This window comes from Oceanobacillus zhaokaii (assembly GCF_003352005.1).
In the GTDB taxonomy this organism is placed as follows: Bacteria; Bacillota; Bacilli; order Bacillales; family Amphibacillaceae; genus Oceanobacillus; species Oceanobacillus zhaokaii.
On sequence record NZ_CP024848.1, the window covers coordinates 3,978,701 to 4,003,633 of the forward strand.

20 protein-coding genes and 1 pseudogene are annotated in these 24,933 nt (G+C 36.7%); 6 read left to right on the forward strand and 15 right to left on the reverse strand.

Annotated elements, in window-relative coordinates; translation table 11 throughout:
- Window positions 1-150: 150 nt before the first annotated feature.
- Entirely contained in the window at window positions 151-690 is a 540-nt protein-coding gene (locus CUC15_RS19400; RefSeq protein WP_114918238.1) for an ECF transporter S component, read from the forward strand.
- 118 nt (window positions 691-808) lie between these two features.
- Here the strand turns inward: CUC15_RS19400 and CUC15_RS19405 are convergent, their stop codons facing one another.
- On the reverse strand, window positions 809-1,936 hold the full coding sequence (locus CUC15_RS19405) for a 5-methyltetrahydropteroyltriglutamate--homocysteine S-methyltransferase (protein WP_114918239.1): 1,128 nt from the start codon (window positions 1,934-1,936) through the stop codon (window positions 809-811).
- 361 nt (window positions 1,937-2,297) lie between these two features.
- Window positions 2,298-3,287 (reverse strand): DMT family transporter, encoded by a 990-nt coding sequence (locus CUC15_RS19410; protein ID WP_114918240.1) that lies wholly within the window; start codon window positions 3,285-3,287, stop codon window positions 2,298-2,300.
- Window positions 3,288-3,430: 143 nt separating this feature from the next.
- Here CUC15_RS19410 and CUC15_RS19415 point away from each other — a divergent pair, with 143 nt between their 5' ends.
- On the forward strand, window positions 3,431-4,318 hold the full coding sequence (locus CUC15_RS19415; RefSeq protein WP_114918518.1) for a LysR family transcriptional regulator: 888 nt from the start codon (window positions 3,431-3,433) through the stop codon (window positions 4,316-4,318).
- A gap of 96 nt (window positions 4,319-4,414) precedes the next feature.
- Here CUC15_RS19415 and CUC15_RS19420 read toward each other — a convergent pair whose 3' ends face one another.
- From CUC15_RS19420 to CUC15_RS19430, 3 genes are all read right to left on the reverse strand, one after another.
- On the reverse strand, window positions 4,415-5,683 hold the full coding sequence (locus CUC15_RS19420; protein ID WP_114918241.1) for a cytosine deaminase: 1,269 nt from the start codon (window positions 5,681-5,683) through the stop codon (window positions 4,415-4,417).
- A complete protein-coding gene (gene codB, locus CUC15_RS19425; protein ID WP_114918242.1) occupies window positions 5,673-6,947 on the reverse strand; it encodes a cytosine permease in 1,275 nt (424 codons plus the stop codon). Before codB ends, CUC15_RS19420 begins: the two co-directional genes overlap by 11 nt.
- Before the next feature lie 401 nt (window positions 6,948-7,348).
- Entirely contained in the window at window positions 7,349-7,717 is a 369-nt protein-coding gene (locus CUC15_RS19430; RefSeq protein WP_114918243.1) for a winged helix-turn-helix transcriptional regulator, read from the reverse strand.
- 167 nt (window positions 7,718-7,884) lie between these two features.
- Between CUC15_RS19430 and CUC15_RS19435 the strand changes: the two genes are divergently transcribed.
- Window positions 7,885-9,096, forward strand: coding sequence for an MFS transporter (locus CUC15_RS19435; RefSeq protein WP_114918244.1), 1,212 nt, complete (start codon window positions 7,885-7,887; stop codon window positions 9,094-9,096).
- Between the two features lie 36 nt (window positions 9,097-9,132).
- Window positions 9,133-9,974, forward strand: a pseudogene (locus tag CUC15_RS19440) (aldo/keto reductase).
- Window positions 9,975-10,366: 392 nt separating this feature from the next.
- On the opposite strand, the gene CUC15_RS19445 reads toward CUC15_RS19440, so the two are convergent.
- The 7 genes from CUC15_RS19445 to CUC15_RS19475 form a co-directional block, all read right to left on the reverse strand.
- Entirely contained in the window at window positions 10,367-10,954 is a 588-nt protein-coding gene (locus CUC15_RS19445) for a TetR/AcrR family transcriptional regulator (protein ID WP_162800367.1), read from the reverse strand.
- Between the two features lie 96 nt (window positions 10,955-11,050).
- Window positions 11,051-11,809 carry an SDR family NAD(P)-dependent oxidoreductase gene (locus tag CUC15_RS19450; RefSeq protein ID WP_114918246.1) on the reverse strand — a complete coding sequence of 253 codons (759 nt, stop codon included), beginning with the start codon at window positions 11,807-11,809 and terminating at the stop codon, window positions 11,051-11,053.
- Between the two features lie 71 nt (window positions 11,810-11,880).
- Window positions 11,881-12,615, reverse strand: coding sequence for a glucose 1-dehydrogenase (locus tag CUC15_RS19455; protein ID WP_114918247.1), 735 nt, complete (start codon window positions 12,613-12,615; stop codon window positions 11,881-11,883).
- Between the two features lie 1,111 nt (window positions 12,616-13,726).
- Complete coding sequence (locus CUC15_RS19460) at window positions 13,727-14,347, reverse strand: hypothetical protein (RefSeq protein ID WP_114918248.1); 621 nt, start codon at window positions 14,345-14,347, stop codon at window positions 13,727-13,729.
- Between the two features lie 267 nt (window positions 14,348-14,614).
- Window positions 14,615-16,066 carry a dihydropyrimidinase gene (gene hydA / locus CUC15_RS19465; RefSeq protein ID WP_114918249.1) on the reverse strand — a complete coding sequence of 484 codons (1,452 nt, stop codon included), beginning with the start codon at window positions 16,064-16,066 and terminating at the stop codon, window positions 14,615-14,617.
- Between the two features lie 154 nt (window positions 16,067-16,220).
- On the reverse strand, window positions 16,221-16,964 hold the full coding sequence (locus CUC15_RS19470; RefSeq protein WP_114918250.1) for an isochorismatase family protein: 744 nt from the start codon (window positions 16,962-16,964) through the stop codon (window positions 16,221-16,223).
- Between the two features lie 234 nt (window positions 16,965-17,198).
- The gene (locus CUC15_RS19475; RefSeq protein WP_114918251.1) at window positions 17,199-18,614 is read right to left on the reverse strand and encodes a sigma-54 interaction domain-containing protein; all 1,416 of its coding nucleotides are present in this window, start codon (window positions 18,612-18,614) and stop codon (window positions 17,199-17,201) included.
- Window positions 18,615-18,953: 339 nt separating this feature from the next.
- Here CUC15_RS19475 and CUC15_RS19480 point away from each other — a divergent pair, with 339 nt between their 5' ends.
- Both CUC15_RS19480 and CUC15_RS19485 read left to right on the forward strand, forming a co-directional pair.
- A complete protein-coding gene (locus CUC15_RS19480; RefSeq protein ID WP_114918252.1) occupies window positions 18,954-19,178 on the forward strand; it encodes a hypothetical protein in 225 nt (74 codons plus the stop codon).
- Window positions 19,179-19,472: 294 nt separating this feature from the next.
- Window positions 19,473-20,522 (forward strand): M14 family zinc carboxypeptidase, encoded by a 1,050-nt coding sequence (locus CUC15_RS19485; RefSeq protein ID WP_423241351.1) that lies wholly within the window; start codon window positions 19,473-19,475, stop codon window positions 20,520-20,522.
- Between the two features lie 142 nt (window positions 20,523-20,664).
- Here the strand turns inward: CUC15_RS19485 and CUC15_RS20315 are convergent, their stop codons facing one another.
- The 3 genes from CUC15_RS20315 to CUC15_RS19500 are packed head-to-tail and all read right to left on the reverse strand — an operon-like array spanning window position 20,665 to window position 24,595.
- The gene (locus CUC15_RS20315; protein ID WP_205317636.1) at window positions 20,665-21,816 is read right to left on the reverse strand and encodes a hypothetical protein; all 1,152 of its coding nucleotides are present in this window, start codon (window positions 21,814-21,816) and stop codon (window positions 20,665-20,667) included.
- Complete coding sequence (locus CUC15_RS19495; RefSeq protein WP_114918253.1) at window positions 21,806-22,654, reverse strand: hypothetical protein; 849 nt, start codon at window positions 22,652-22,654, stop codon at window positions 21,806-21,808. The genes CUC15_RS20315 and CUC15_RS19495 overlap by 11 nt, the downstream gene beginning before the upstream one ends.
- 3 nt (window positions 22,655-22,657) lie before the next feature.
- Entirely contained in the window at window positions 22,658-24,595 is a 1,938-nt protein-coding gene (locus CUC15_RS19500) for a hypothetical protein (RefSeq protein ID WP_114918254.1), read from the reverse strand.
- Between the last annotated feature and the right edge of the window lie 338 nt (window positions 24,596-24,933).

Sequence of the window (24,933 nt, forward strand, 5' to 3'; positions counted from 1 at the left end):
AATATCTTAATCACAGTCATCATATCTCTCTTCTCAAATCTTCTGCATTCCCTCAAACTGACCCTAACGTTTTTTACTAAATTGACACTTTTGTATATACCAATCTTTTGCTAAAGTTATAAGAAAATTCTACTAAGGGGATAAATAGATATGGAAAATACACAAAGTCATTTAAAGTCACGACAAAAAACATTAGATTTAATTATAACATCCATGTTAATTGCACTTGTTTTTGTTTCTACTGTCTTTTTGAATATTAGACTGCCAATCGCTGCGAATGGGGGTTTAGTTCATCTAGGGACAGCTATGCTGTTTATTGCATCTATATTATTTGGACCTAAAAAAGGGGCGCTTGCTGGTGCGATAGGAATGGGATTATTTGATATGATTGGAGGCTGGTTGATATGGGCGCCTATCACCATTGTGGCGCGTGGTTTGCAAGGATACATCGTTGGCAGAATTGCTTGGTTAAATGGTCACAGAGGTGATAGTATTGCTTTGAATGTAACTGCAACAATCATTTCCATTCCATTTATGATAGCTGTTTATTACATTGGGGAATCGATTTTATACGGTAATTGGTTTACACCGTTGGCATCCATACCTGGAGATCTTGTTCAAAATGTATTGGGAGTTATTATTGCGATTCCGATTTGTGTTGCTTTGAAGAAGGTTGCTTATTTTAAATAGTGGACCACGGGGACAGGTTCCTCGGTCCAGTCTGGGGCACTATTGTTAAGCAAATCCTAAAATTAAAAAGCCCAGTTTCTCTGCAAATTACAATAGAGAAATTGAGCTTTTTCGATGCTTAATTAGCAGGTATCTTACCCCACACACTCTCACTGAGGTTAATTACGTGACTAATTTTATTCCACTGTTCTTCTTCTGTTAAGATGTTGCCTTCTTCCGTACTGGAAAATCCGCATTGTGGACTTAATGCCAGGTTTTCTAAAGGAATATACCCGCTTGCCTCTTTTATTCTCTCTTTAATCATGTCTGCATCCTCAAGTTCTGGGAATTTAGATGTAAACAATCCCAGTACGACAACTTTGTCATCACGTTTAAAGCTTTTCAACGGTTCAAAGTCACCGGAGCGCTTATCATCATATTCCAGGAAGAGTCCATCTACATTTAAGTCAGCAAATATCGCATCGGATATATGATCGTATCCACCACTAGTAATATAAGTAGACTTGAAATTCCCACGACAAATATGCATCGTGATAATCATATCATCGGGTTTCTTAGCAATGGCATCATTTAAACAATTTACTCTAGTATTAATAATGTCCTGCACTCCCATGTTGAGTCTTTCAACGACTGCTTCTATACGTTCTTCTGAAACAAAATCAATCCAGGAAGTATCGTCTAATTGCAAATAGCGGCAGCCAGCATCATAGAAAGCTTGAATAGCCTTTTGATAAGCAGCTACAGTATCCTGATAGAATTGCTCTCTGTTCCCGTTATAATACTCATCACCCTGAATTCTCGTGAATAGCATATTAGGACTTGGAATTGCGAACTTAGCAACTTGACTTCCATCACCATATTTGTCTACTGCTTCTTTTAAGAATGTAAAGTGTTCTACCATATAATGATTATCAAAGTCTACTTTATTAACAACCTTAATGGCATTATTTCTTGTTTTTGCACCTTTAAAGTTACTTACATATTCCGTTTCAAACTGTTCGACACCTTCTAAACCGGATAAGAAGTCCAAGTGCCACCATGAGCGTCTAAACTCACCATCCGTTATTGATTTAAGGCCCACTTCAATTTGCTTTTGTACAAGCTTCTCAATTTCTTTATCTTCTACTTGTTTTAAGGAATTCTTATCAATTTTCCCGTCAGTATAATCTTTTCTTGCTTGTTTAATAGGTTCCGTTCTTAGAAAACTTCCTACATGGTCAGCCTTCAATGTTAATTTATTTGCCATATGTATGCATTCTCCCTTCATGTTAATCAACATTCCAATATGTAAAAAACCTTAAGAAGAGAGGTCATCACGGTAGGCCAATCGTCTTCTTATTTATTTAATGTAAGTTGAGTATAACACTAGGAAGGCAATATAGCGTAAGACCTAAAATCTATGTTTTGCTATAGTTTTAAACTATATACATGATTATTATTCCGCTAGTTTCGTGAGATTATTTACCCTCAGAACGCCTCGGAGGAAGATTTAGATGATATTGAAAAAGCAATAGTTACTCTTCAGGAACAACTATTTTATGATTAGATAATTAATTTCCCAATAATCACCATTCAATCAATAAACGCTTATGGTTAAGTGTTCTTAACTAAACTTTGGGGTGAAGGAACAACTCCTCGTCTCGCTTATCCAAATGGGCCAATGAACCTGTCCCTTTGTCCCGCTCTAACACTCTTGCAAAGAGATTATTAGCTAAAAGCGAAACAATAATAAAAACAGTACCAATTATATCGAATTTCGTAACATGAGTCCCTTGAATAATTGAAATAAGTAGGGTTGTAATAGGTACAAAATTAATAAACAATAGTGCATTTAAAGGTGATAAGATACTTACACCGATGTTCCATCCAACCAAGGCAATGACACCAGGGAATATAATCATAAATAATAGATGTGGACTTACTGTTTTGACGACTGCTGATGAAGGGACAGATAGATCACCAAAAAGCGTTGCCCCTATTACAATAGCAACAGCAGTGATTGTTCCTAGTAAGCAGCTTAATGTTGAATATCGCAAAGCGGACCAACCACTAAACTCACTGCCACCCATCGTGTAAATCACCCATCCAATTACAGCAATAAATATCAGAATCGAAGGTAAAATATGATTTGTTGCGCCAAGGAATGCTTTTATATCACCTTTTGTAATCACTAATATAGCCCCAATAAATGACACGATTACACATAGTAATGTAAATAGATGTGTGCGATTTTTAAAAATCACTAGGCCAATTACAACGGAAATCATTGGCATAAGTGCCTCCATAATCGATGCCACCATCACACCTGGCTCACCTAATAAATCCTCTCCCCAGAAGATGAGCAGATTATAGACTGTAAATGCCATCGTACCGAAAAACCATAATTTAAATCCTTTTCCTTCAAATCGGAAAGCCTTCTTACCTTCTTTCCATAATAGAATCGCTACTAAGATGACTGTAACTGATAGATAGCGAATGACTGTAAAATAGAAAGGATCGATATGTTTGAAAGCCGCATGTGCTACAGGAAACATTGCTCCCCATGAAGCAGCAGCAATAAAACATAAAACTGCTCCTAATAAAATGTTATTTCTCAACTTTCCTCTTCTCCCTCTTACTTGAACTATCCATTTTCCATCATCAATCATCTATCATTCTTGATATCTTGTAAAGTGAATGATATTAATGTTTTCCATCAATATTAGTGATATCATAAAATAAAAGGAAAGGTGATATGCTATTGGAATTTAAGGACTTAGAAATCTTTCAGATAGTGGCGGAAAAAGGAACCATCACAGCAGCTGCAAGGGAGTTTAATTATGTGCAATCCAATATTACATCAAGGATTCATAAACTCGAAACGGAACTTAATACCCCCTTGTTTAACCGGCACCGACGTGGGATGAGTTTGACACCAGAAGGGAAAAAACTATTAACTTACAGCAAGCAAATATTATTGCTAACAGATGAAATGAAAAAGGCAGTACAAAATAAACAAGAACCAACTGGAAAATTAGATATTGGAACCGTTGAAACAGTCATTCATTTACCAATCATATTATCCAGCTATATTAAGAAGTATAGAAAGGTTGATTTATCATTATTTACTGGTGTTACGGACAAATTAAAAGAAGATGTATTAAATCATAAGTTAGAAGGTGCATTCATTACGGAATCAGACCTTCACCCCGATTTAATATCTCATGATGTATTTCAAGAGGAGCTTGTTTTAATTTCGGATCTGCGCATCTCAACATTGGAAGCATTAATAGAAGAACCAATCCTATGCTTCAGTAAAGGCTGCGGATACCGAGTACGTTTGGAGGCCTGGTATAAAGACCAAAACATCGCCCCACAACAAATAATGGAATTCGGTACATTAGAAACGATTTTACGCAGTGTTGCCATGGGGATTGGTATTGCATTTGTTCCGAAATCAACGGTTACCCAATTGGAAAATAGCGGAGTAATTCGATGTCATACTCTTCCTGAGCAATATAGTAAAGTTAAGACTGTTTTTATTAGAAGAGCCGACGCTTTCTTAACTTCAACGATCGAAACATTTATCGATACCATTGAAATGAATAAACAAGCATCAATCGGACCAATGAGTTATATAGCTTACTAACCACTTAAATTTAACAGGAGAAGAAGAATTGATTTCATTCTCTCCTCCTGCTTATGAAAAAGACACAACCCGATTAAAGTTGTGCCTAAATGTCTTCTATCTATTAAAATCAATCTTCTCTTCAACTTGATTTAACGTTATCGTTGCTTCACTCGGCTTTGTCTCCGCAATAATCTTGCCATTTCTGAAGGAATATCTTACTGTCGCTTGCTTGCGTATCGCCTCATATTCATTTTCAGCAGACAAGACAATAAAGTTGGCAGCTTTCCCTTCTTCGATTCCGTAATCCGAATCAATATTTAACGTTTTGGCACTATTTTTTGTGATCAAATCAATGGAATTTACAATTTCGTCATAGCCCATTAGTTGTGAAGCATGGATTCCCATATGCAATACTTGCAGCATATTCCCTGTTCCCAGTGGGTACCATGGGTCAAAGATATCATCATGGCCAAAGCAAACATTTAATCCAGCTTCCTGCAGTTCTTTTACCCTTGTTAAACCTCTTCGCTTCGGATACGTATCAAATCTTCCTTGAAGGTGAATATTCACAAGCGGATTTGATACAAAATTGATGTTCGAAAGCTTTAACAGGCGGAATAATTTATACGTGTATGCATCATTATACGAGCCCATTGCCGTTGTATGGCTTGCTGTTGTACGAGTGCCTAATCCACGTTTGTAAGCTTCTGCCGCTACAACTTCTACAAATCGAGACTGTTCATCATCAATTTCATCACAATGGATGTCAACTAACCGATCGTATTTCTCCGCGAGGTCGAAAGCGATTTTTAACGAATCCACTCCGTATTCTCTTGTAAATTCAAAATGAGGAATGCCTCCGACTACATCCGCTCCCATTTTCAATGATTCTTCAAGCAGCTCTGCGCCATTAGGATAGGATAAAATCCCTTCTTGAGGAAAAGCAACAAGCTGAATATCTACAAATGGAGCCATCTCTTCTTTCACTTCGAGCATTGCCTTCAATGCAGTTAAGTCTGGATCTGTTACATCTACATGTGTACGGACATGCTGAATCCCTTGAGCAATTTGCCATTTTAATGCTGTTTTCGATCTTGTTTTGACATCTTCTGCCGTTAGCGTTTCCTTTCGTTGTGCCCAGCGCTGGATTCCTTCAAACAAGGTGCCACTTTTATTCCACTCTGGTTCCCCTGCTGTTAAGGTTGTATCTAAATGGATATGCGGCTCAATAAAAGGCGGGAGGACAAGGGAGCCCTCAACATCGATGACTTCCTTTCCAGCCACATCCCCTAGTGTTTGTGTAATATTATTTATTTTGCCACCTTCTATGATAAAGTGCCAGAGGCCATCTTTTCCTCTAAGCGTTGCGTTTTTAATAATCACCGATTATCTCACCCTTATCTTTTATTTGAGTTAATGATACTTGTCTTTGTGGCACACATTTCATCACAACGACATAAATAATTGCTGTTCCTAAAAGGGAATTAATTGGCGGGATGCCAGGTGCGAAATTAGCAATCACGACTCCTCCTGCCCATGCTGCTATAGCGCCCCAATTGACTGCTTTAAATTTCATCGTTTCGAACGGTTGATATTTCCCGCGGTTTAGAATAAAGTAGTCTGCTAATATAATTGCTCCAATTGACGGTAATGCAGTGCCTAAAATCGTCAGGAATCCAACAAAATTGTTATAAAGCCACATCGCCGTAATTGTTCCAATAATTCCGTTGAAAACAACAACTTTATGTTTTGGCAGCTTCGTAATATTTGAGAATCCCAGTCCTGATGCATATAACGCACTATCATTCGTTGTCCAAATGTTTAATCCGAGAACAATAATTGCCGGGACCATTAACCCTTGCAGAAACATCACATCCGATATATCAGCTTTACCGAAAGCCATCGCGCCAACTGCACCGAATAAAAACATAAGTGAGTTTCCAAGAAAGAATGCGATAATATTAGCACTTACTACAGAACGTGATGTCTTCGCAAAACGGGCAAAGTCAGGCGTAAGCGTACCAGCGCTAATAAAAGATCCGATACAAATCGTTAGTGCTAGTCCAACACTAATTGCCTGTGTCGGTTCATAAGCGAACAATCCTTGAATTCCCCCAGCTACCTCTGCTGCATCAACCATTGAATAACTACCGAAGATTGCAATTGCCGGAACTGCGACAAACCCTAAAATGGTTAGGGTCCTCATCCCGAAAATAGCTGATACAGTCATCAACAAACCAAAAATCGCAATTAATAGATAAACATTGGCTCCAGTCGCTTTTGCAACAGGGACTGCAAACATTGCAAGTCCGACACCAAACCAGCCTACTTGCGTTGATGCTAGTAAAAATGAAGAAATATAAGACCCTTTTTCACCAAATGCATATCGTGCTAATAAATGAGTGGATAACCCTGTCTTTGCTGCAATATGAGCTAATGCACCTGTATAAAGCCCAAGTAATAAATTACCTGCTAACACAATCCAAATAAACTGCACAAACGACAATCCCGTTCCGAGCGTCCCACCAGACAACATACTAGCTGAGAAGAAGCTAAGGGAGAGCATCACCGCAAGAATCTTCCAAAACCCGTTTCTATTTGCCTGTGGCACTGCCTGCAATGCGAATTCTTTATCTACTTTTGACATACCAATTCCTCCTGTAAGTGATTTAATAAGAAACTGGTACCGAAGAAAACTTCGATTATTCTAGGAGATTAGGAATTAAAAAAAGCTTCTTGCCATTTCTGACAAGAAGCTTTCTTTACACAATGAACAAGACATAGAGAGCCTACATATAGATAGGCTGCGCATGCAATAATCATTATTTCCGCTGTCCTTGTCAGCCTCACGGGACTGAATTAAAGGTACCAGTATTAAATTAAACTTATTATTACAGGAAAGTGAGGGGTTGTCAACTGGTTTTTTAAGAGACTTATTTCGCAGGGCTATCATTCTCTAATCTTTGGCTCTGTATATATTGAAATCACCAGCCTATCTTTCCAATTCACAAAAAGCGCATAAAAACCACTTCTAATCGACATTCACACCTATTTCAAATGCTCATTCAGAACGTTTTCCTCCAAGACTCCCGTTGTATCGCCATACACTTTGATAATGTGCATTTCTCCCCAATTGCAAAGTGAATCTAAGATACCTTGCAAGCTCCAGCCATATTCACTTAGTTCGTACTCCACTTTTGGTGGGACTTGATTATACACAATTCGATTAATCACGCCATCTGCCTCTAATTCACGTAACTGCTGTGTTAACATCTTCTGTGTAATATTTGGCATAAGGCGTTTCAATTCACTCGTACGCTTCTTGCCATGTGTCAGGTGACACAGAATCACACATTTCCACTTTCCTCCGATTACTTCTAACGTCGCTTCTACAGAAATATTGTACTTCTTCTTCATAGATAGATTCTCCTCTATAGGAACTTAAAAGTACCTACAGCACTTTTAAGTACGTACTTCCCAATTTATTTTATATCTATCATAATAACATTTATCGATTGCGTTTTAACATATTTTATTTAAAACAATTTCAATCATACATTAACAGATTACGAAGGAGGATAAACGTGGCTTTAAGTAAAAAACAAAGTACATTCGCACTATTAGCCTTAGCTATAAGTGCATTTGCAATAGGAACAACAGAATTTATCAGTGTAGGTCTATTACCATTAATTGCGAATGATTTACAAATTTCGGTTACGACAGCTGGATTAACGGTCTCGTTATATGCGTTGGGCGTAACATTTGGAGCACCAATACTAACGTCGATTACGTCCAGTATGTCGCGTAAGCATTTGCTGCTCTGGATCATGGTTATTTTTATAATCGGGAATAGTATCGCTGCCTTCTCCACAAGCATTGGCATGTTGCTCGTTGCTCGTGTTATTTCTGCCTTTTCACACGGGATTTTCATGTCGATTGGCTCCACCATTGCGGCAGATTTAGTACCCGAAAACAGAAGAGCCAGCGCCATCTCCATTATGTTCACAGGACTAACAGTAGCTACCGTAACAGGTGTACCACTGGGAACATTCATTGGACAACAGTTTGGCTGGAGAATGGCTTTCATTATCATCGTTGGCATCGGAATTATTGCCTTCATTGCGAATAGCATTCTAGTCCCATCTAATTTACGAAAAGGTACTCGTACAACGTTTCGCAATCAATTCAAATTAGTGACAAATGGCCGCTTATTACTTTTATTTACGATTACTATCTTAGGCTATGGAGGAACATTCGTTGTCTTTACCTATTTATCTCCCATACTGCAGGAAATAACAGGATTTAAAGAAGGAACGGTTGCGGCCATTCTCCTTTTATACGGGATTGCGATTGCTATTGGCAATACAGTCGGTGGCAAGCTATCGAATCACAATCCGATTCGCGCACTATTTTATATGTTTATTGTTCAAGCAGTAATCCTATGTATCCTGATGTTTACAGCACCATTTAAAATTGCAGGATTGATTACGATTTTCTTAATGGGTGCACTAGCTTTTATGAATGTACCGGGCCTGCAAGTATACGCGGTTATGCTTGCAGAACGATTTGTACCTTCTGGAGTAGATGTGGCTTCTGCTATCAATATTGCTGCATTTAACGCAGGGATTGCCCTTGGTTCCTACTTAGGCGGGATTATTACAGACTCAATTGGACTCATTCATACTACCTGGGTGGGTGCGCTAATGGTACTAATTGCTGCCATTCTAGCAGGTTGGAGTACAATCCTTGAAAGAAAAGATCAAAAGGACAGCAAATTAAATGGGGCAGTATCCTAAGGAATTTAGAAATATGAAAATTGGAGGTTATTTATCATGATGAAGCATTTACAAGATACAACTACTTTGCATAATGGAGTTAAAATGCCTTGGTTTGGCATCGGGGTGTTTAAAGTAGAGGATGGACCTGAGCTAGTTGATGCCGTTAAGTTTGCAATCAAATATGTTATCGCAGCATTGATACGGCAGCGATTTATGGAAATGAAGAAGGGGTTGGACAAGCGATTCGGGAAGGGATAAATGAGTCCGGTATCCCTAGAGGAGAATTATTTATTACATCAAAGGTCTGGAATGCCGACTTAGGCTATGATTCAACGATAGAAGCATACGAAACAAGTCTAAAGAAACTTGGCCTTAACTATTTGGATCTATACCTCATTCACTGGCCTGTTCAAGGAAAATTTAAAGAAGCCTGGCGTACATTGGAGACCCTTTATAAAGAAGGAAGGGTCAAGGCGATTGGAGTAAGCAACTTCCAAATCTCTCATCTTGAGGAATTAATGAAGGATGCCGAAATCAAACCGATGATCAATCAAGTAGAATACCATCCACGCTTGACCCAGAAGGACATCCAAGCCTTTTGTCAAAAGCACGGAATTCAGTTAGAAGCTTGGTCACCTTTAATGCAGGGTCAATTATTAGATAATCTATTGTTACAAGGAATTGCAGATAAGTATAACAAGACTGTTTCTCAAGTCATTTTGCGATGGGATTTACAAAATGGTGTTGTAACCATTCCAAAATCCACGAAGGAGCATCGAATTATTGAAAACTCCACTGTATTCGACTTCGAATTAACAAAGGAAGAGATGCAGCAGATTGATGGGCTAAATCAAAATCACCGAGTGGGACCTGACCCTGATAATTTTGATTTTTAATTAGATGGGCATATAGAAACTTAAAAAGACAGCTGCTTCTAAGAAACAAAGGGTTCCGTTTTGAGGTGCATTTTCAAAAAAATACACCTCAAATGACATTAAAATTGACCGTTAAAATGGCAAATAAAAGTCGTCTGAATTTAGACGGCTTTTAATATTATAATGACAAGGTTAAAGCTAAGTTTTTTAAAGACTACTAATATATGGTGAAATAACTTTGTGAAATATTGTACTTAAAGTAACGGGGCAGTTTTGTTTAACAAGCAAAATTAAAATATTCATTGTCAATATTATTTAACAGAAACCCCTCAACGTCAGTCAACCGCATGATAAGGGGTGTTTTTTGTTGGATATAAAAGCAACTATTAAATATATTCCGATTTTACCAATGCTTAACTCTCTCTTTCAAAAGGGCCATACAAAGAAATCTTCAATAAAAGCTTTGCCATTTCTTTAGGTGAATATCTGTAGTTATTCTGTAACCACCAGATAATGCTTTCATAATAAGCACCGGTGATAAATGAAACGGCAAAAGGGATTTTAACCGTCATTTCTTGTTCTTTAGATGATGCGTACTTCATCCCTTCCACAATATATTTTCGAAGGATATTCTTGACATCATTAATGAATAGTGAATCAGGTCGGTGTAATAGTAGTACTTCGTACGCTTTCTTATTTTCAGATATATGTTTGAAAAGGTTCACCATGTTTTCGGGTAATTCATTTTCTGTAAATGCATCGATTGGCTTCGGGTTGATAATCGTTAACGACTTGTTTAAATCATGTAATATTTCCTCGTGTAGTTGTTTTCTTAAATCGAGGATATTGGAGTAATTGTTATAAAATGTAGGCCTTGTAACATTTGCTTCCTGACACAATTGTCGAATCGTTAATTGGTGATGGCCGCTTAATAATAATGACAAATAGGCTTCTTGCAGTTTCTTTATCGAACGTACTTGTCTTGGATCAATCACAGTCATAAAATTCACATCCATTTATCTTTCATAGTTCCATAATAAAGCAAAAGAAAACCCGTTAGGTTGGGTTTTCTTTTATTATAAGTTATTTACTTTAGTTTACTGTAATAAAGTACCGCCATCAAGGACTAACTCCGTACCTGTAATATAACGAGATTCGTCACTTGCTAAAAACAGAACAGCATTGGCTATATCTTCTGGTTGTCCAATGAAATTTAGGGGAATCATGCTTAAAGCCATTTTTCGCCCCTCACCGCCATTTGAATCCAATGCCTCTTTAATCATTGGTGTTTCAACTGAACCCGGATGAACAGAATTCACGCGGATATTATACTTCGCATAATCGAGTGCGACGTTTTTTGTAAGTAATCTCAAAGCACCTTTGGAAGAGTTATATGCGGGATTGCCTATCCCATACATACCTGAAAGGGAAGAAATGTTCACTATACTTGCAGCCTCGACTTTCTTCAATTCTTCTATGACTGCTTTTGTTCCTAAAAATGGACCGATTGCATTAATGGCCATTACTTTTTCAAACTCTTCTCTTGTCATTTCTTCTATTGTTTGTTGGATCTTCCCAGTGATTCCAGCGTTATTTACTAAAATATGGATGGAATCAAATTCTTTTACAGTCTCTTCAACTACTTTATCCCAATCTTCACTAGATGTTACATCGTGGACAAGACCTATCGCTTTCCCACCTGCTGCTTTTATTTCTTCCACTACCTGATGAAGACCCGCCTCATTCATATCTGTCACAACGACTTTTGCCCCTTCTTTGGCAAAAAGCTTAGCTTCTGCTGCCCCTTGTGCACCGGCCGCACCTGTGATGATTGCAACTTTATCTTTTAATCTCATATAAATCCTCCCTAACATAAATTTATCTTCATCTTTATCAACTCGTTAATCCTACCCAAAATTTAACTATATTATTGAGCTGTTATTCCGCCATCAACAATAAATTCTGATCCTGTTGAATATCTTGAATCTTCAGAAGCAAGGAATAATACTAGATCTGAAATATCTTGCGGCTTTGCCATTCGTCCAAGTGGTATTGTTTTTGCATATTCTTTGACAATTTCATAGGAGTCACCTTCTGTTACCATTGGTGTTTCAACAACTCCTGGATGGATAGAATTTACTCGGATATTATCTTTTGAGAACTCTAATGCTCCTGCTTTTGTAATGCCGCGCACTGCAAATTTTGAATCTGTGTATCCTACAGCGCCCCCTACTATTCCATTAATCGATGAAATGTTGATAATAGATCCTCCATTTGCCTTTGCCATTGATGGTTGTACATATTTCATTCCTAAAAACACGGATACTTGGTTGATATTAACAATTTTCATGTAGTCATCGAGTGTGCATTCTTCAAATGTTTTATTAAAACTAATTCCAGCATTATTCACCAATATATTTATTGGTCCAAAAGTGGATTCTGTTTCACTAATTACTTTTTTCCACTCTTCTTCTTTAGTTACATCCTGTTTGACAAACAAAACATTTTCACCGAGTTCCTCAGCCAGCGCCTTTCCTTTAGTACTGTTCAAATCAGTGATGACAACTTTAGCGCCTTCTTTCAACAATGTACGTGCATGTGATTCACCCATACCTTGTGCTGCACCAGTTACAATTGCAATTTTATTTTCTAATTTGCCCATACCTTTCACTCCTCTTTCAACTTTTTATCCTTCTATCTTTATTATACCGCTATTTTACATTGTGTAAAATAGTTTGATTGTTGGGATGGGATATAGAAATTTATTGGGCCAAGGAAAGACCCTATGTCTTCACAATAAGGATATGCTTGTGAACAGATGTACTTAAAGTAACTGGTGCAATAGTTAAACAAGGCGATTACCAAAACAATCGTCTTTTTCTTTGAACGATATTTTTTGAATATTATGCTACTGTTGAATAGAATTATTGAGCTAATGGTGCAGGTTAGTCGAATAAGAGAGGGGAAGTTTTTATGTCGCATTTGACACAAAATGTGCAGCATTGAGAGGTAAAATTAGTGATTAAAATCCTTGAATTATTACTTTTTAGAAACAGTCCAATGTTTGGAAGGAATTACGTTTTGATTTAGTTGTTGCACTAACAAATCTGCTGAGTAGTAATCAGCAAAAGTTTTGTCCGACTGGGAACTGGAGTCCTTTAAGGTCTCTGTTTCACCACCATTGTTTCGTATGATTAAAAACATGAGTCACCTCCAATTTATGACATAAACAATGACTTCATTTAAATGAATTGTCTCATTAAAAGGTAATTTAATATACATTATCAGCAAATTTTAACCAGTTTGTTATCGAATTGTAATCAATTATCCTTTTATTCACCGGGAATATCACTACAAAAAGCGATTGCAAAATAACTGTTACTGATTTCGGACATAATTTGTACTAGATGAGAAGGTGCTTGTTCAACTAAAGGGTGCTTTAGTTTAATAAGGAAATTGATCAGGATCTCTTAATAGAGGTCCTTTTTGTATTAAATAAACAAAGGTATACTATCAAAATGACAGTGCAATTGACAGCCGAATTGACATCAATTTTGACATATCAATTGACAACAGTTTTTCTATGTACAATATCTATTGTCCTATATAAAATAAATGAGATATTCGGATGCCAAAAAACCCTAATTTAACCATTAATCGTTGATATAACAACAAAACCGAATCCTTTATTCTGAGAAAGGAGCTGTTTTTTATATTTTTATTTATTACCCTAATAAAAGAATGATTCTTTAGATAACAAAAATCACCACCCATTAATAATATTCATCATAATGGCTTTGCGAAATTGCTCCCATTTCCAGTGCGCGTTCTGGATTGTTGAGAAAGACAGGACTTATTGCAAATAGATAGTAGGCTATTAGATGCAGGAAGGCAAAAACGATAACATTGCTTCCAAGTGTTCCTATTGCAACTTGCAAGCTGACAAAACCAATTATTCCTAGAACAAATAATCCGATAGAGTAATACAATAGGAACTTAGGGAGTGCCTTATTACCATTTTCATCGATACCAGAAATATTACGGATAAGCTTTTCCCGGTTGATAAAGCCAATCAAAAATGTAATGATATGGACGAAAATCGTTAACCATCCAATCCATGTTCCCCAAATGCTATTAAATAATGGAATTGCCGAGTAGACCAGTATCATCGCCAGCATGACGAACATATTAATACTATTCAGGTGGATACCACTATATCCATACTTTAGCCAAAGAATAAATAAAAGAAGCACAACGACTGGAATGGTACACATAGTGGCAATGAAAAGCTTTAGATTCTCAGTAAGACCACCCATTATTGGAGCTATCATTACACATACAATGATAACGTTAATAATATTGGTTTCTAAAATCGGCTTTCTATTCTTTTTCATTTAATTCCCCCTTATGTCGCCCCCTGCTTTCTGTCTAGACCCAAACTCCTAAAGCAAAGAAATTATCTAGTTACTATATAATACGATAATCGAGCGTATTCGGTTTCAAACGACAGGAAAAACAGGACTTAAAGACTAACAAAGGGGAGTTTAACTGGATGGTATGCGGACAGTCTGTTTTGAAACAGAGGTTGAGGTCAGTCCCCTATTACGCTATTACTTTCTCGTAACGGGAGACTGACCCTCAATATTCTATAGGAAACTTCTTTATAATTTAACAGAACCTTGAAGGGACAAATTGTTTGCTGCATATTCATCTACAGCTTCTTTTTCTTTAAATTCATCGTAGCATAAACCATATGGCTTGGCCTTGATGTATTTACCTTGTCCTTTTCTTCCGACAAATTTGCCATTTTCAGCTGTCAGCTGTCCACGAAGAAATACTTTTTCAGGTCTGCCGATCATATCCATGCCCTCAAAGGTATTATAATCACTTTGATGATAGCTATGTTCCACTGTTATCTTTCCTCGATACTCTGGATCATAAATCACGATATCTGCATCGGAACCAATTGCTATTTGACCTTTTTCAGGGTAGAGACCAACAATCTTCGCTGGATTCGTAGCAAAGAGTTCAACAAACTTTTCTTTCGTTATTTTCTTCGTTTCTACACCATAAGTCCATAGCAGGGCAAGCCGATCTTGAGCGCTCGGGCATCCATTTGGGATTTTCGTGAAGTCATCGATTCCTTTCTTCTTATCCACTTCAAAACCGCCGACATTTGCTGCATGATCTGAGCCGACTGCCTTCAGCCATCCTTTTTGAACCGCTTGCCAAAGTGCATCTACATGCTCCTCTTTTCTAAGTGCAGGAGAGCACACATATTTTGCTCCTTCAAAGTTTGGTTTTGCCAGGGATTCTTCTGTAAGCGTGAGATAGTGGGTACAGGTTTCGCCGTATATAGACAGCCCTGATTCATAGGCATCTCTGATTGCTTCCATCGATTCCTTTGTTGATACGTGAACAAAAAATAAAGGAGAATCTGCAAGCTCCGCCATATAAATAGCTCTTCTTGTTGCCTCTGCCTCAACGATTGGCGGTCTGGAAGCTGCATGATAGATAGGGTCTGTTTTTCCTTCGCTTACAAGCTGCTTTTGCAGCAAACTAACCAATTCACCGTTTTCAGCATGAAGAAAAACAGTTACTCCAGCTTCTTTAGCAACCTGCAGCGCTCTGAATATCCAATCGTCATTGACCATGTATGGCGTTCCTTTATATGCCATAAAAAACTTTATAGTCGATATCCCTGCATCTGGAAGTGTTAAGATTTCATCAAAAAGGTCTTCTGTTGGATACATGACCATCCCATGAAAAGCATAATCAACCATGGCAACGTCTTTCGCCTTTTCATTAGCTGCATTTACAGAATCCTTAATACTCTTTCCCTCTATCTGGTTTGGAAAATCAACGATAGTTGTCGTTCCGCCGACAACCGGTGCATTACTCGTGTTAAAATCCAATGTTCCAAATGATCCGTAGTGAACATGCTCATCGACTCCACCAGGAAATACGTATTTTCCTGTGGCATCTACTATTTCGTCAGCTTCATAATCTAAATCCTTACCGATTGCTACGATTTTCTCCCCTTCGACGTAGATATCTGACTTATATTCGCCTTCAGTAGATAGAATGTTTCCATTTTTGATCAATAAACGCATTCATGTCACTCCTTTTTAATTATTACTTATAAAAATGGATGGATATCGATGACTGCCTTAGCTGCACTTATGTAGTAAGAAAGGCGTTATACTTTCTTAACTACCGAGTTAAAATTAGGGATACCTTTTAATGAGGTATCCCTTGTTTATATTTTTATGTCAATTGTGTTACTTGTTTTGCCTTGTGACTGTTGTAAACGCTGTCATCTATGCGGTTTAAATATTCAACGACTTCATCAACGGATAAGACATCTGCAAATTTCGCGTCCATATCGAACAGATTCCATTCAACAACACCTGGAACTCTATCGCCAATCGTTCCTTCTGGTACAATTGTTTTAAACCCGTATCCAGTAGAATCCATTACAGTATGTCTCACACAAGCACAAGCTGTTGCTCCCATAACGATTAGTGTATCTACTCCAAGCTTCACTAATGTTTGTGCCAAATGTGTGCCAAAGAAATTACTTGCATACTTTTTATGGATCACTGGCTCTTCTGGTCTAGGCTTAAGCTTCGGATCGATTTCCATCCATTCAGAGTCAATTTCTAATTTATCCATTGGAATTTTTTCGTTCCATCTAGGTAAGTCCCATTGCTCTTTTCCTACATAGCCTGTCGTAGTGTGGAATATTGGAACACCAGCATTTCTCCCTGCTTCCAATACTTTTAAAGCATTGGCACAAATTTCATCATTGTTGTTACAAGTAAATGGGTGTCCTTCACTCATCCAGGCCTTAGCCATATCGACTGTAGTAATGGCTGGCGCTTTACCAAAGCCCATTCTCTTTTGAAATCCTCTTTCCTTATAAATTTTTCTTGCCTCAGCAAACGCCTTTTCTAATAATTCCTGGTCAAATTCATAATTCCCTTGATTGTCTCTGTACTTTTCACTCATCCCGTGAATCCTCCTTCATATTTGAAAGTATTTATCTTACTGCTTATATTTATTGCAAGAACCATGCCAACTTTTAAAATGCTCATATGAAGGGTAAAGCTATCATAAAAAAATTATTTACTGTTGCGTAGATGCAACAGCAGTTTATACAGAAGGATAAATCAAGCGTTGTGACAACACTTTCATTAATGCAACATTATTACGAATATTGCGGGAATGCAACACTAGGATGTATTAAGTTTCAAGATTATATTTCTTTATTTTTCTGGAAAGAGTAGAAGGGTCTATACCTAGCGCTTTTGCTGCTTTTCTCAAGGAAGTATGCTTACTTAATGCAGATTGCAAGATAATTTTTTCATAGACCTCCATCAAATATTCTAATTTCCCCTTATTTTCTTCCGCGTGTTTATATTCATCCATCAGCACATGTTCATTAAGAATCTTATCTGGCAGCTGTTCAAAGCCGATTTCATCTCTTTCGTTCATAATAAACATGTATTCCACTATATTTTGCAGTTCTCTTACATTTCCCGGCCAAGAGTACTTTGCAAGTGCATCTAAAAGCTCTTCGGACATGATGACATTTTTATTGTATTTGCTGTTAAGATTCTTCATAAAGTAATGAATCATCTCGGTTATATCCTCTAGACGTTTCCTGAGGGGAGGAATCGTGATTGGAAATACATTTAGCCGGAAATACAGATCTTCTCTAAAAGAATTATTTCTAATCTCTTCCTGAAGATTTCTATTTGTTGAAGCGATGATTCTTACATCTAGCTTGATAGGCTTCGTGCCACCAATTCGATAAACCTCTTTTTCTTGAATCACTCTTAGTAATTTGGATTGAATCGGCATTGTGAGTTCGCCAACCTCATCCAAAAGAATCGTCCCAGTATTGGCTAGTTCAAACATACCGGCCTTTCCAGAATTGGATGCGCCTGTGAAGGCTCCGGGCATGTAGCCAAAGAGTTCGGATTCAAATAAATCCTTAGGTATCGCTGCACAGTTAACTCTAATAAAGGGCTTATCTTTTCGATTACTATTTTGATAAATAAAGTTGCTCAGGACTTCCTTTCCTGTCCCAGACTCTCCAGTGATAAGGATTGTACTATCAAATTTAGCTGCAGTAGAGGCAAGCTTTAACGTCTCCTTCATTGCCTCGCTTTTGTATATCAGTCCTTTTGCGGAGAAATGTTCCTTTCTTAACAGCTGCAATTCTTGAGAGTAGCGTTGTGTTATCAGATTTACCTTTTCCAGTTCTTTTTTTAGTTTGATTAAACTTTCGATATTTCTAGTATTGCAGATGACGCCGATGATTTCCTTTTCTCCGTTATAGATAGGAGCTGCTGTTGTAAGCGCGGTTCTGCCAGATATATATCGATGGATTAATGATATGGACTGTTTTGTTTCTAACACTTTTAAGGATGCGGATTCATTGAAGGCATTTTCTGCTAAAAGTTCTTCTAAATTTTTCCCCAGAATATCTGATTCTTTCAGGCCAGATATTTCCTCGTAAGCTGGATTGATATAGAGGATATTTGCATTACTATCTGCTATTAATATACCATCTGAGGAAAACTCCAAACCTCCATATATATAGTCTGGTATTTGCTGCAGTAATTCTTCTTTAACTTTTATTGAATGACTCAATGTTTTCCCTCCTATAAGTAAGCATCATTATATTAAACTTTATATTAATACGAATCTGCACGACTTAACCGGGCGATAAACACCCGTGTGAGCGTATGAGATACGTGAAGTTTCGGGAGGAAAATCGTATTCACTGATGTTTTACTTCATAAAACTCATACATGCTTAACCTTATTCCCATCATACACTCATATTGGAATCCGTTAAAGTTTTAATAATCTAAAAATATAAAATATACAGGAAAGGGTGTCCCTTTCGATTCTTGTAGATATATGTTTCCTATCTTCCATTAAATTTATAATAAATACTATTTCAATAGTACTAATAGGAAGAACCCAAATGAATTTAAAGGAAGAGCAGGAATTTAAACCTAGCTATTCAGTGGGAGAAGTAGAATTCAAAGTAATAGACCTGGAAAGACAAGTTAAACTAAAGGACTTCGGTGATTTAGAAAAAATAGAAGCTATATTACGACAAAACCACATTTCCTTTGAGCAGAAGGATAAAGGATCGATTCAATTAAAAGACCCAAGTGAAAATCCAATTATTATAACAGCAAAATAGAAACAGAGACAGGCTTTATGATTTAAGTCTGTCTCTGTTTCATTAGATTAGTTGTTTCGTTTGTATTTGTTCCCTTTGCCATCTTAATTATGGTGTTAGTCCTCCCCAACCTCTCTATCGCTGTGGGGAACTGACCTTTTGATCCACAAATCTATTTCCCCAAGACCACTAACTAGTCAAAACACCTTAATATTTATTGGATAATGGGTAGTATTCATCATTTTCTGAATTTAAAGAGGATTTGTGTTACCGCCTATCGAAAGCTAAAATATAACGAAAAAATGGAGGGTTATGATGAAAAAGATAAACAAAAGGCTATTAACGTTAAGTCTTACTGGGGCACTAATCATTGGAGGAACGATCTTTACTTCTCCAGTTGTAAATGCAGTAGGAAATGGTCCAAACTATAATGGGAATGAACAAATTAACACTTCTATTCTTACCACCTATGATGAAATGGTTGATTATCTTCAAACACAGGAGGCAAAACAGGATCAAATGGAATTGGAAGTGATTGGCCAATCCACGAAAGGCCGCGATTTATACCTTGTTAAATACGTGTCCAATCCGGAAAATCCGACGATACTTTTCCTAACACAGCAACATGGAAACGAGCAGTTGACGACAGAGGGAGCTCTTGAATTCATTAAACATCTGGGAACAGGTAAAACAAAAGGCGTTCTAGATAATGTCAATGTGTTAATTGTTCCGATGCTAAACCCTGATGGAGCAATGGGAGACGTAGACTTTGAATTAGATGATTACATTGCAGGTGGAGATCGTCATTTAACAAGATACAATGCAGTAGGCGAAGATTTAAACCGTGACCATGTGAATAAAATCTTTCCAGAAACACAGGCTCTTCATAATAATGTATTACGTGCCTACGATATTGATTATATGATTGACCTTCATCATCAGGGCGCGCAAAGTGAACGTGATGGAGAGCTAGTGTCCGGATCGATTCTTTACCCGACTACGGAGAATGCAGATCCCGAAGTCGTTCATAAATCCAAACAATTAGGTGCCGTAGTGTTTGATAAGATTGATCCAACTGGCTGGGGACACCTTGGTAAATATAATGGTGGTTCTGCCGAGACGATTTCTCGAAATGGAATTTCCGTCGAATATGGAATTTCGACCCTATTATTTGAGATGCGCGGCATGTCCGATCATTTCTATGAGTCCTATGTATTAGGCCAGAAAAGTAATGGTTATTTAATTAAACAAACGGTGAATACGCTGGATGCGACGGTTAGGGCAATTTCGGATGGGTCGATAAATGATAAAGATGTGGCGTTTTGGGATACTTTACCGACTCAAACTACTAGAACATCTGAGTAAAGTAATTGTTACTTAGGAAACTAGAAATCCTTCAACCTATGGGATTAAAGAATACGAACGGTGGTAAGCACCGTTCGTTTATTCCTAAAAGGAGACAATGATTACAGCGAGTGTTTAATAGTATGACTGATAACCTCCTCCTCTAACCATGCCAATACCAAGCAGACCTATGTTTCGAAGCTCTACCACCAACTGGCTTGTATCGAAAGTGGATTCCTTCATCCTCTAAAGGTTTTAGATATGCTTCGATGCTTTTACCACCTATTACCCAAAGAGAGCCACCTTTACCACGATGATCAATATATTCCAGTTCATGTTTCCCCAAGTAAGTAAGAAGCTCATCTTTACTCTCAGAGTCTATTTCCTCTTTCTCGTCATTGATTTTCTTAACCAGGATAGATGATTGCCCTTCTAGCTCCCCTGATTCTTCTTTTCTCAGTTTATCAGAGTCCATATTTTTAACAAAAAAATCAGAATTAACACGATTGAAGTCATCATCCTCTTCTATTTCTCTAGTATTTTCATCTCCGAAATCTTCTTCTGAAATCACCTGAGATATATCGTAGTAATAACTTAGATACGTGATAAATAGCTTTTTAAGCTCCTCTTTCTCCAGCATAGGGGCCATAACCACCGGATAACTTTTGTTAAACTCGAAAATTACTCGTCTTCCATAACGTTCGTCATCCCCGAGATCTTCACGCCCTTTGATTTTTGCTTTTAGCACTTTTGATAGCTTCAAGTAATCGATAATATCCAATATATTAATTAAAAACTTATCGTTTCGGAATATCTCATACTTAATGATGTAATTATAAAGATCTAAATTCTCAATAATTAATTCATAATACCTTTCACGCTCATCTTCATTGTTAGTATTGTCATTGATATATTGAGCTCCTAATATGCTTTTATAAATATAGTTCTCCCAATCGAACTTTTTTAGGACAATATTATAGAACTTACTTCTTCCTTCTTTGACCTCAGGATAATGATTTAAGATAAACTCTCGCTTATGTGCCACAAGTAAGGAATGCCAAAATGTCTCATCAAGTAGTAGATCTCTTTCTGTTTTTAAATAAGATTGAGAGATTACATGAAAGGCTTTAAGGAAATTCTGCCTTTTTTCTTCTTCATCTCCCTTTCCCATGTAAATTGGAAAGTCAGGGGCTTCTTTGATATAGACTACTTCATTTGAAAAATATTCATCTTTCGTGTTTATTTTGTCCTCTAGAAAATCTTGATAAAATGCTTCATTAGTCTTGTATCCCTTTTCTAACAGTCTAACTTCCATCAGTAACTAACCCCCCTAAAGCAGCAGTATATCTTTCAATAATACGGTCAGAGATCATATAAATGACTTCATCAATATTATCCATATTCAATTCAGTAACCTTTTTCGTCTTCATCAGATTATACAACTTCAAATCCAAGGACCCATCAGGTTCATCCATACTTTCTAAATCAACGTCCCCATCCTTACTATTATTTATGATAAAGGCTTGAAGTGCTTTAGATAAACCTGCATAAATATAAGGGTTATTTAATACATTACTTTTGGGAAGATGATTAAATTGAAATTCCGGGCTTTTATAATGAATAATAATCGTTTCCTGTCCCAGTTCAACCTTTATATCAGATTTCAAATTCTCATCTACCTTTTTTTCAAATAGCTCAAAAGGTTTTGTAATACTACCATCAAATATAATTACATTTGAATATCCTAATAAAGAAAACTTAGGAACTTTCAATTCTTCTCTAAATTGGATATAGAACTCGCTTAAATCATTATTGTCGGCGAAATTAATATCTTCCATAGCTTGTATATGCAATTGAATGGAAGTACGTTTATTAAGAGAGATACGGGATTTATGGATCTTTACAGTTCTTTGCCCTGGCTCCAGCTTATAAAACTTATTATCCTTTGATTGGATGATCAGGATCAATTGGGCCTTCCTTCTATCTAATTTCTCTATCATAAACTCAGAATCAATTTCATAACTAAAGTCAAAATGATAATCATCTGCGTTTTCACTAACATTCACATCTAAATCAAAGAAATTCACTGCATAACTGTGAGATGTGTTGGATAAGACAGGATATGGAAAGTTGGCATCTTTTCTATAAATCATCTATTACACCTCCACATAGTAAACGAACTTCAATGACCGATTGAACGTATTTTTTAGCTGTAACTTAAGCTGAGCAACTCCGTCTTTAATTTGAACATTTTTAATGAAATTCTTTTTATAACTGCAAGATTTACCAGCATTCATATCGATAATATCCTGATAGTTGTCCCGGATCTTAAATTCATCTTTATACTCTGTACCCATGCCATCAATGATCGATAAAGAAATATCACATACTTTAGCTCCACCCAGCTGGTCGCTTTTTGTAAAATCAAATTTAATCATCTCTTTATCATTCAATATGATTCTTTCTACCATTTCCGGGTGCGCACTATACCTCTCTTTTCCTTCGTCTTTTTTATTATCAATTTCATCATTAGTCTTTTGCCATTTTAAAGGATCACGTTTTCGCTTTTGAAGGTCTTTTTTATTATCGACTCTTTGTCCCTTATCTTCTCTTTTACCACGCTTTTCCTTTTTCGACTGTTTCCCGGAAGATTTAACTAGTGTCTTACCCTTATTAATCTTGACTGTGCCCATTGTTTTCTCTAGGTCTTTTTTAAATTGCGTTTCTACAACATACAGAATGTCTTTCGTGTCCATTAAACCATCTGTTTTGTTGTTTTTCTTGATTGCTTCCTCTATTACTTTAGCAATTGTTTTTGATAGATTATTTATAAACCTTGTAGCAAGCCTCTTTAACCTTGCGTCATTAAAATGGTCTTTTGTCAATTCCGTATGCGATTCATTTTCCAGTGACTTTAAATAGGCATCTTCTTTAGGACCACCTATAAGTACTGCATTAAATGGTTTCGTAGCATTACTCTTAACCGTAAAGTCCTCTATCTTCATTCCAATCGTTCGTACAACTGCAACTCTTCCTTTTGGAATTCTTTCATCATATCTAAAGTAAAGATTAAAATGAAAGTCTTCCTCCCCATTGGATACAATGATTTCCTCAGAAGGAGCACTCAGATATGTATTCAGATATAAAGGGGTAAATTCTTTCTTAGTCTCTGCAATATCCTGATTATAGTAATCTGGGTCTTTCACATAATTTAATATGGTATCCTTCGTAACTACTTTGTCATTCACATGCACTTCTAATTTATTCTCTAAAATCGATATGAAAAAACTGTCACAAATACTTTTAATGATGGCTCTTTCATCATCATATTCCTTTCGAAAATATGGAATAATGATTTTTAATCCCCTTGTATCTTTTTTAAACACTTCATGGAAGTGATTCTCATATGGATAAAATTTCGAACTATTATTTTCATAAACTTCGATATCTGTAAAATAACCAGTCGATCTAAAAGCATGCCCTTCATGCAGATGCTCAATTAATTGAACGGTTCCACCTAAATGCTGTTCCCCATTTTGATCGCAATTCGCAAAGTACATAACGTGTAGATCAGAAGCAGCATTCGAAGCAATCTTACCAATTCCATGGGATCCTCCCCTTGAAACCTCCACTTCGTTATTATCCTCTTCAAAGTGAACCCCTTTATTGTACGCATAAATCCCCCACGTATCTTTTTTGGATCTACTCTGGCCATTTCTCGCTCCTGTTAATCCTCTAGTGTTTATATCTTCAAAAGATATATATCTAACTTCGTCCTGATCGAGCTTATTTTTCATATGGTCAATAGTTTCATTCGTGTAATTATTACGACCTTCTAAATTTAGAATTCGTTCTTTTACTTCCTCAATCCCAGGAATTTCATTCTTATTGATATTCCCTGTTTTGATTTTCAAAACCACTGGACCGTCGTAGTCTAGTAAACTTCCATCAAGGGAATTTTGTATATTTTCTCTTGCTAATCCATTTACTCCCATATCGTAAAAACGTTCTAAAGACTTATTAAAGCTTGACTCTTCTATATTTGGAATTGGTGAAAATTTCCATTTATTCTTTTTAAGGATTTGTAAATTCATAGTTGTCACCCTTTTTTATTAGATTCATAGATTCTTCTAATTATATTTTTGCTTACTAGAACTTTACATCAGATTCTCAGTTTCTGGCATTGTCTTATTTATAAAAGACGGGATATATGCCTCAATGCATTTAATAGCTAGTTCTATTGTATCATTTTTATGGTATCTGTTTTGACTGGTCATATATATATCAGATAATTTATTTTATTACAGACACAAAAAAAACAGAATATATAAAGATAATAAGTCTGTTTGAACTTAGATAAAAACAGAGACAGACCATAATTCAGGACTTTCTCTGTTCCTAATTTAGTTTTCATTTGGCCTGTCTTTATTAC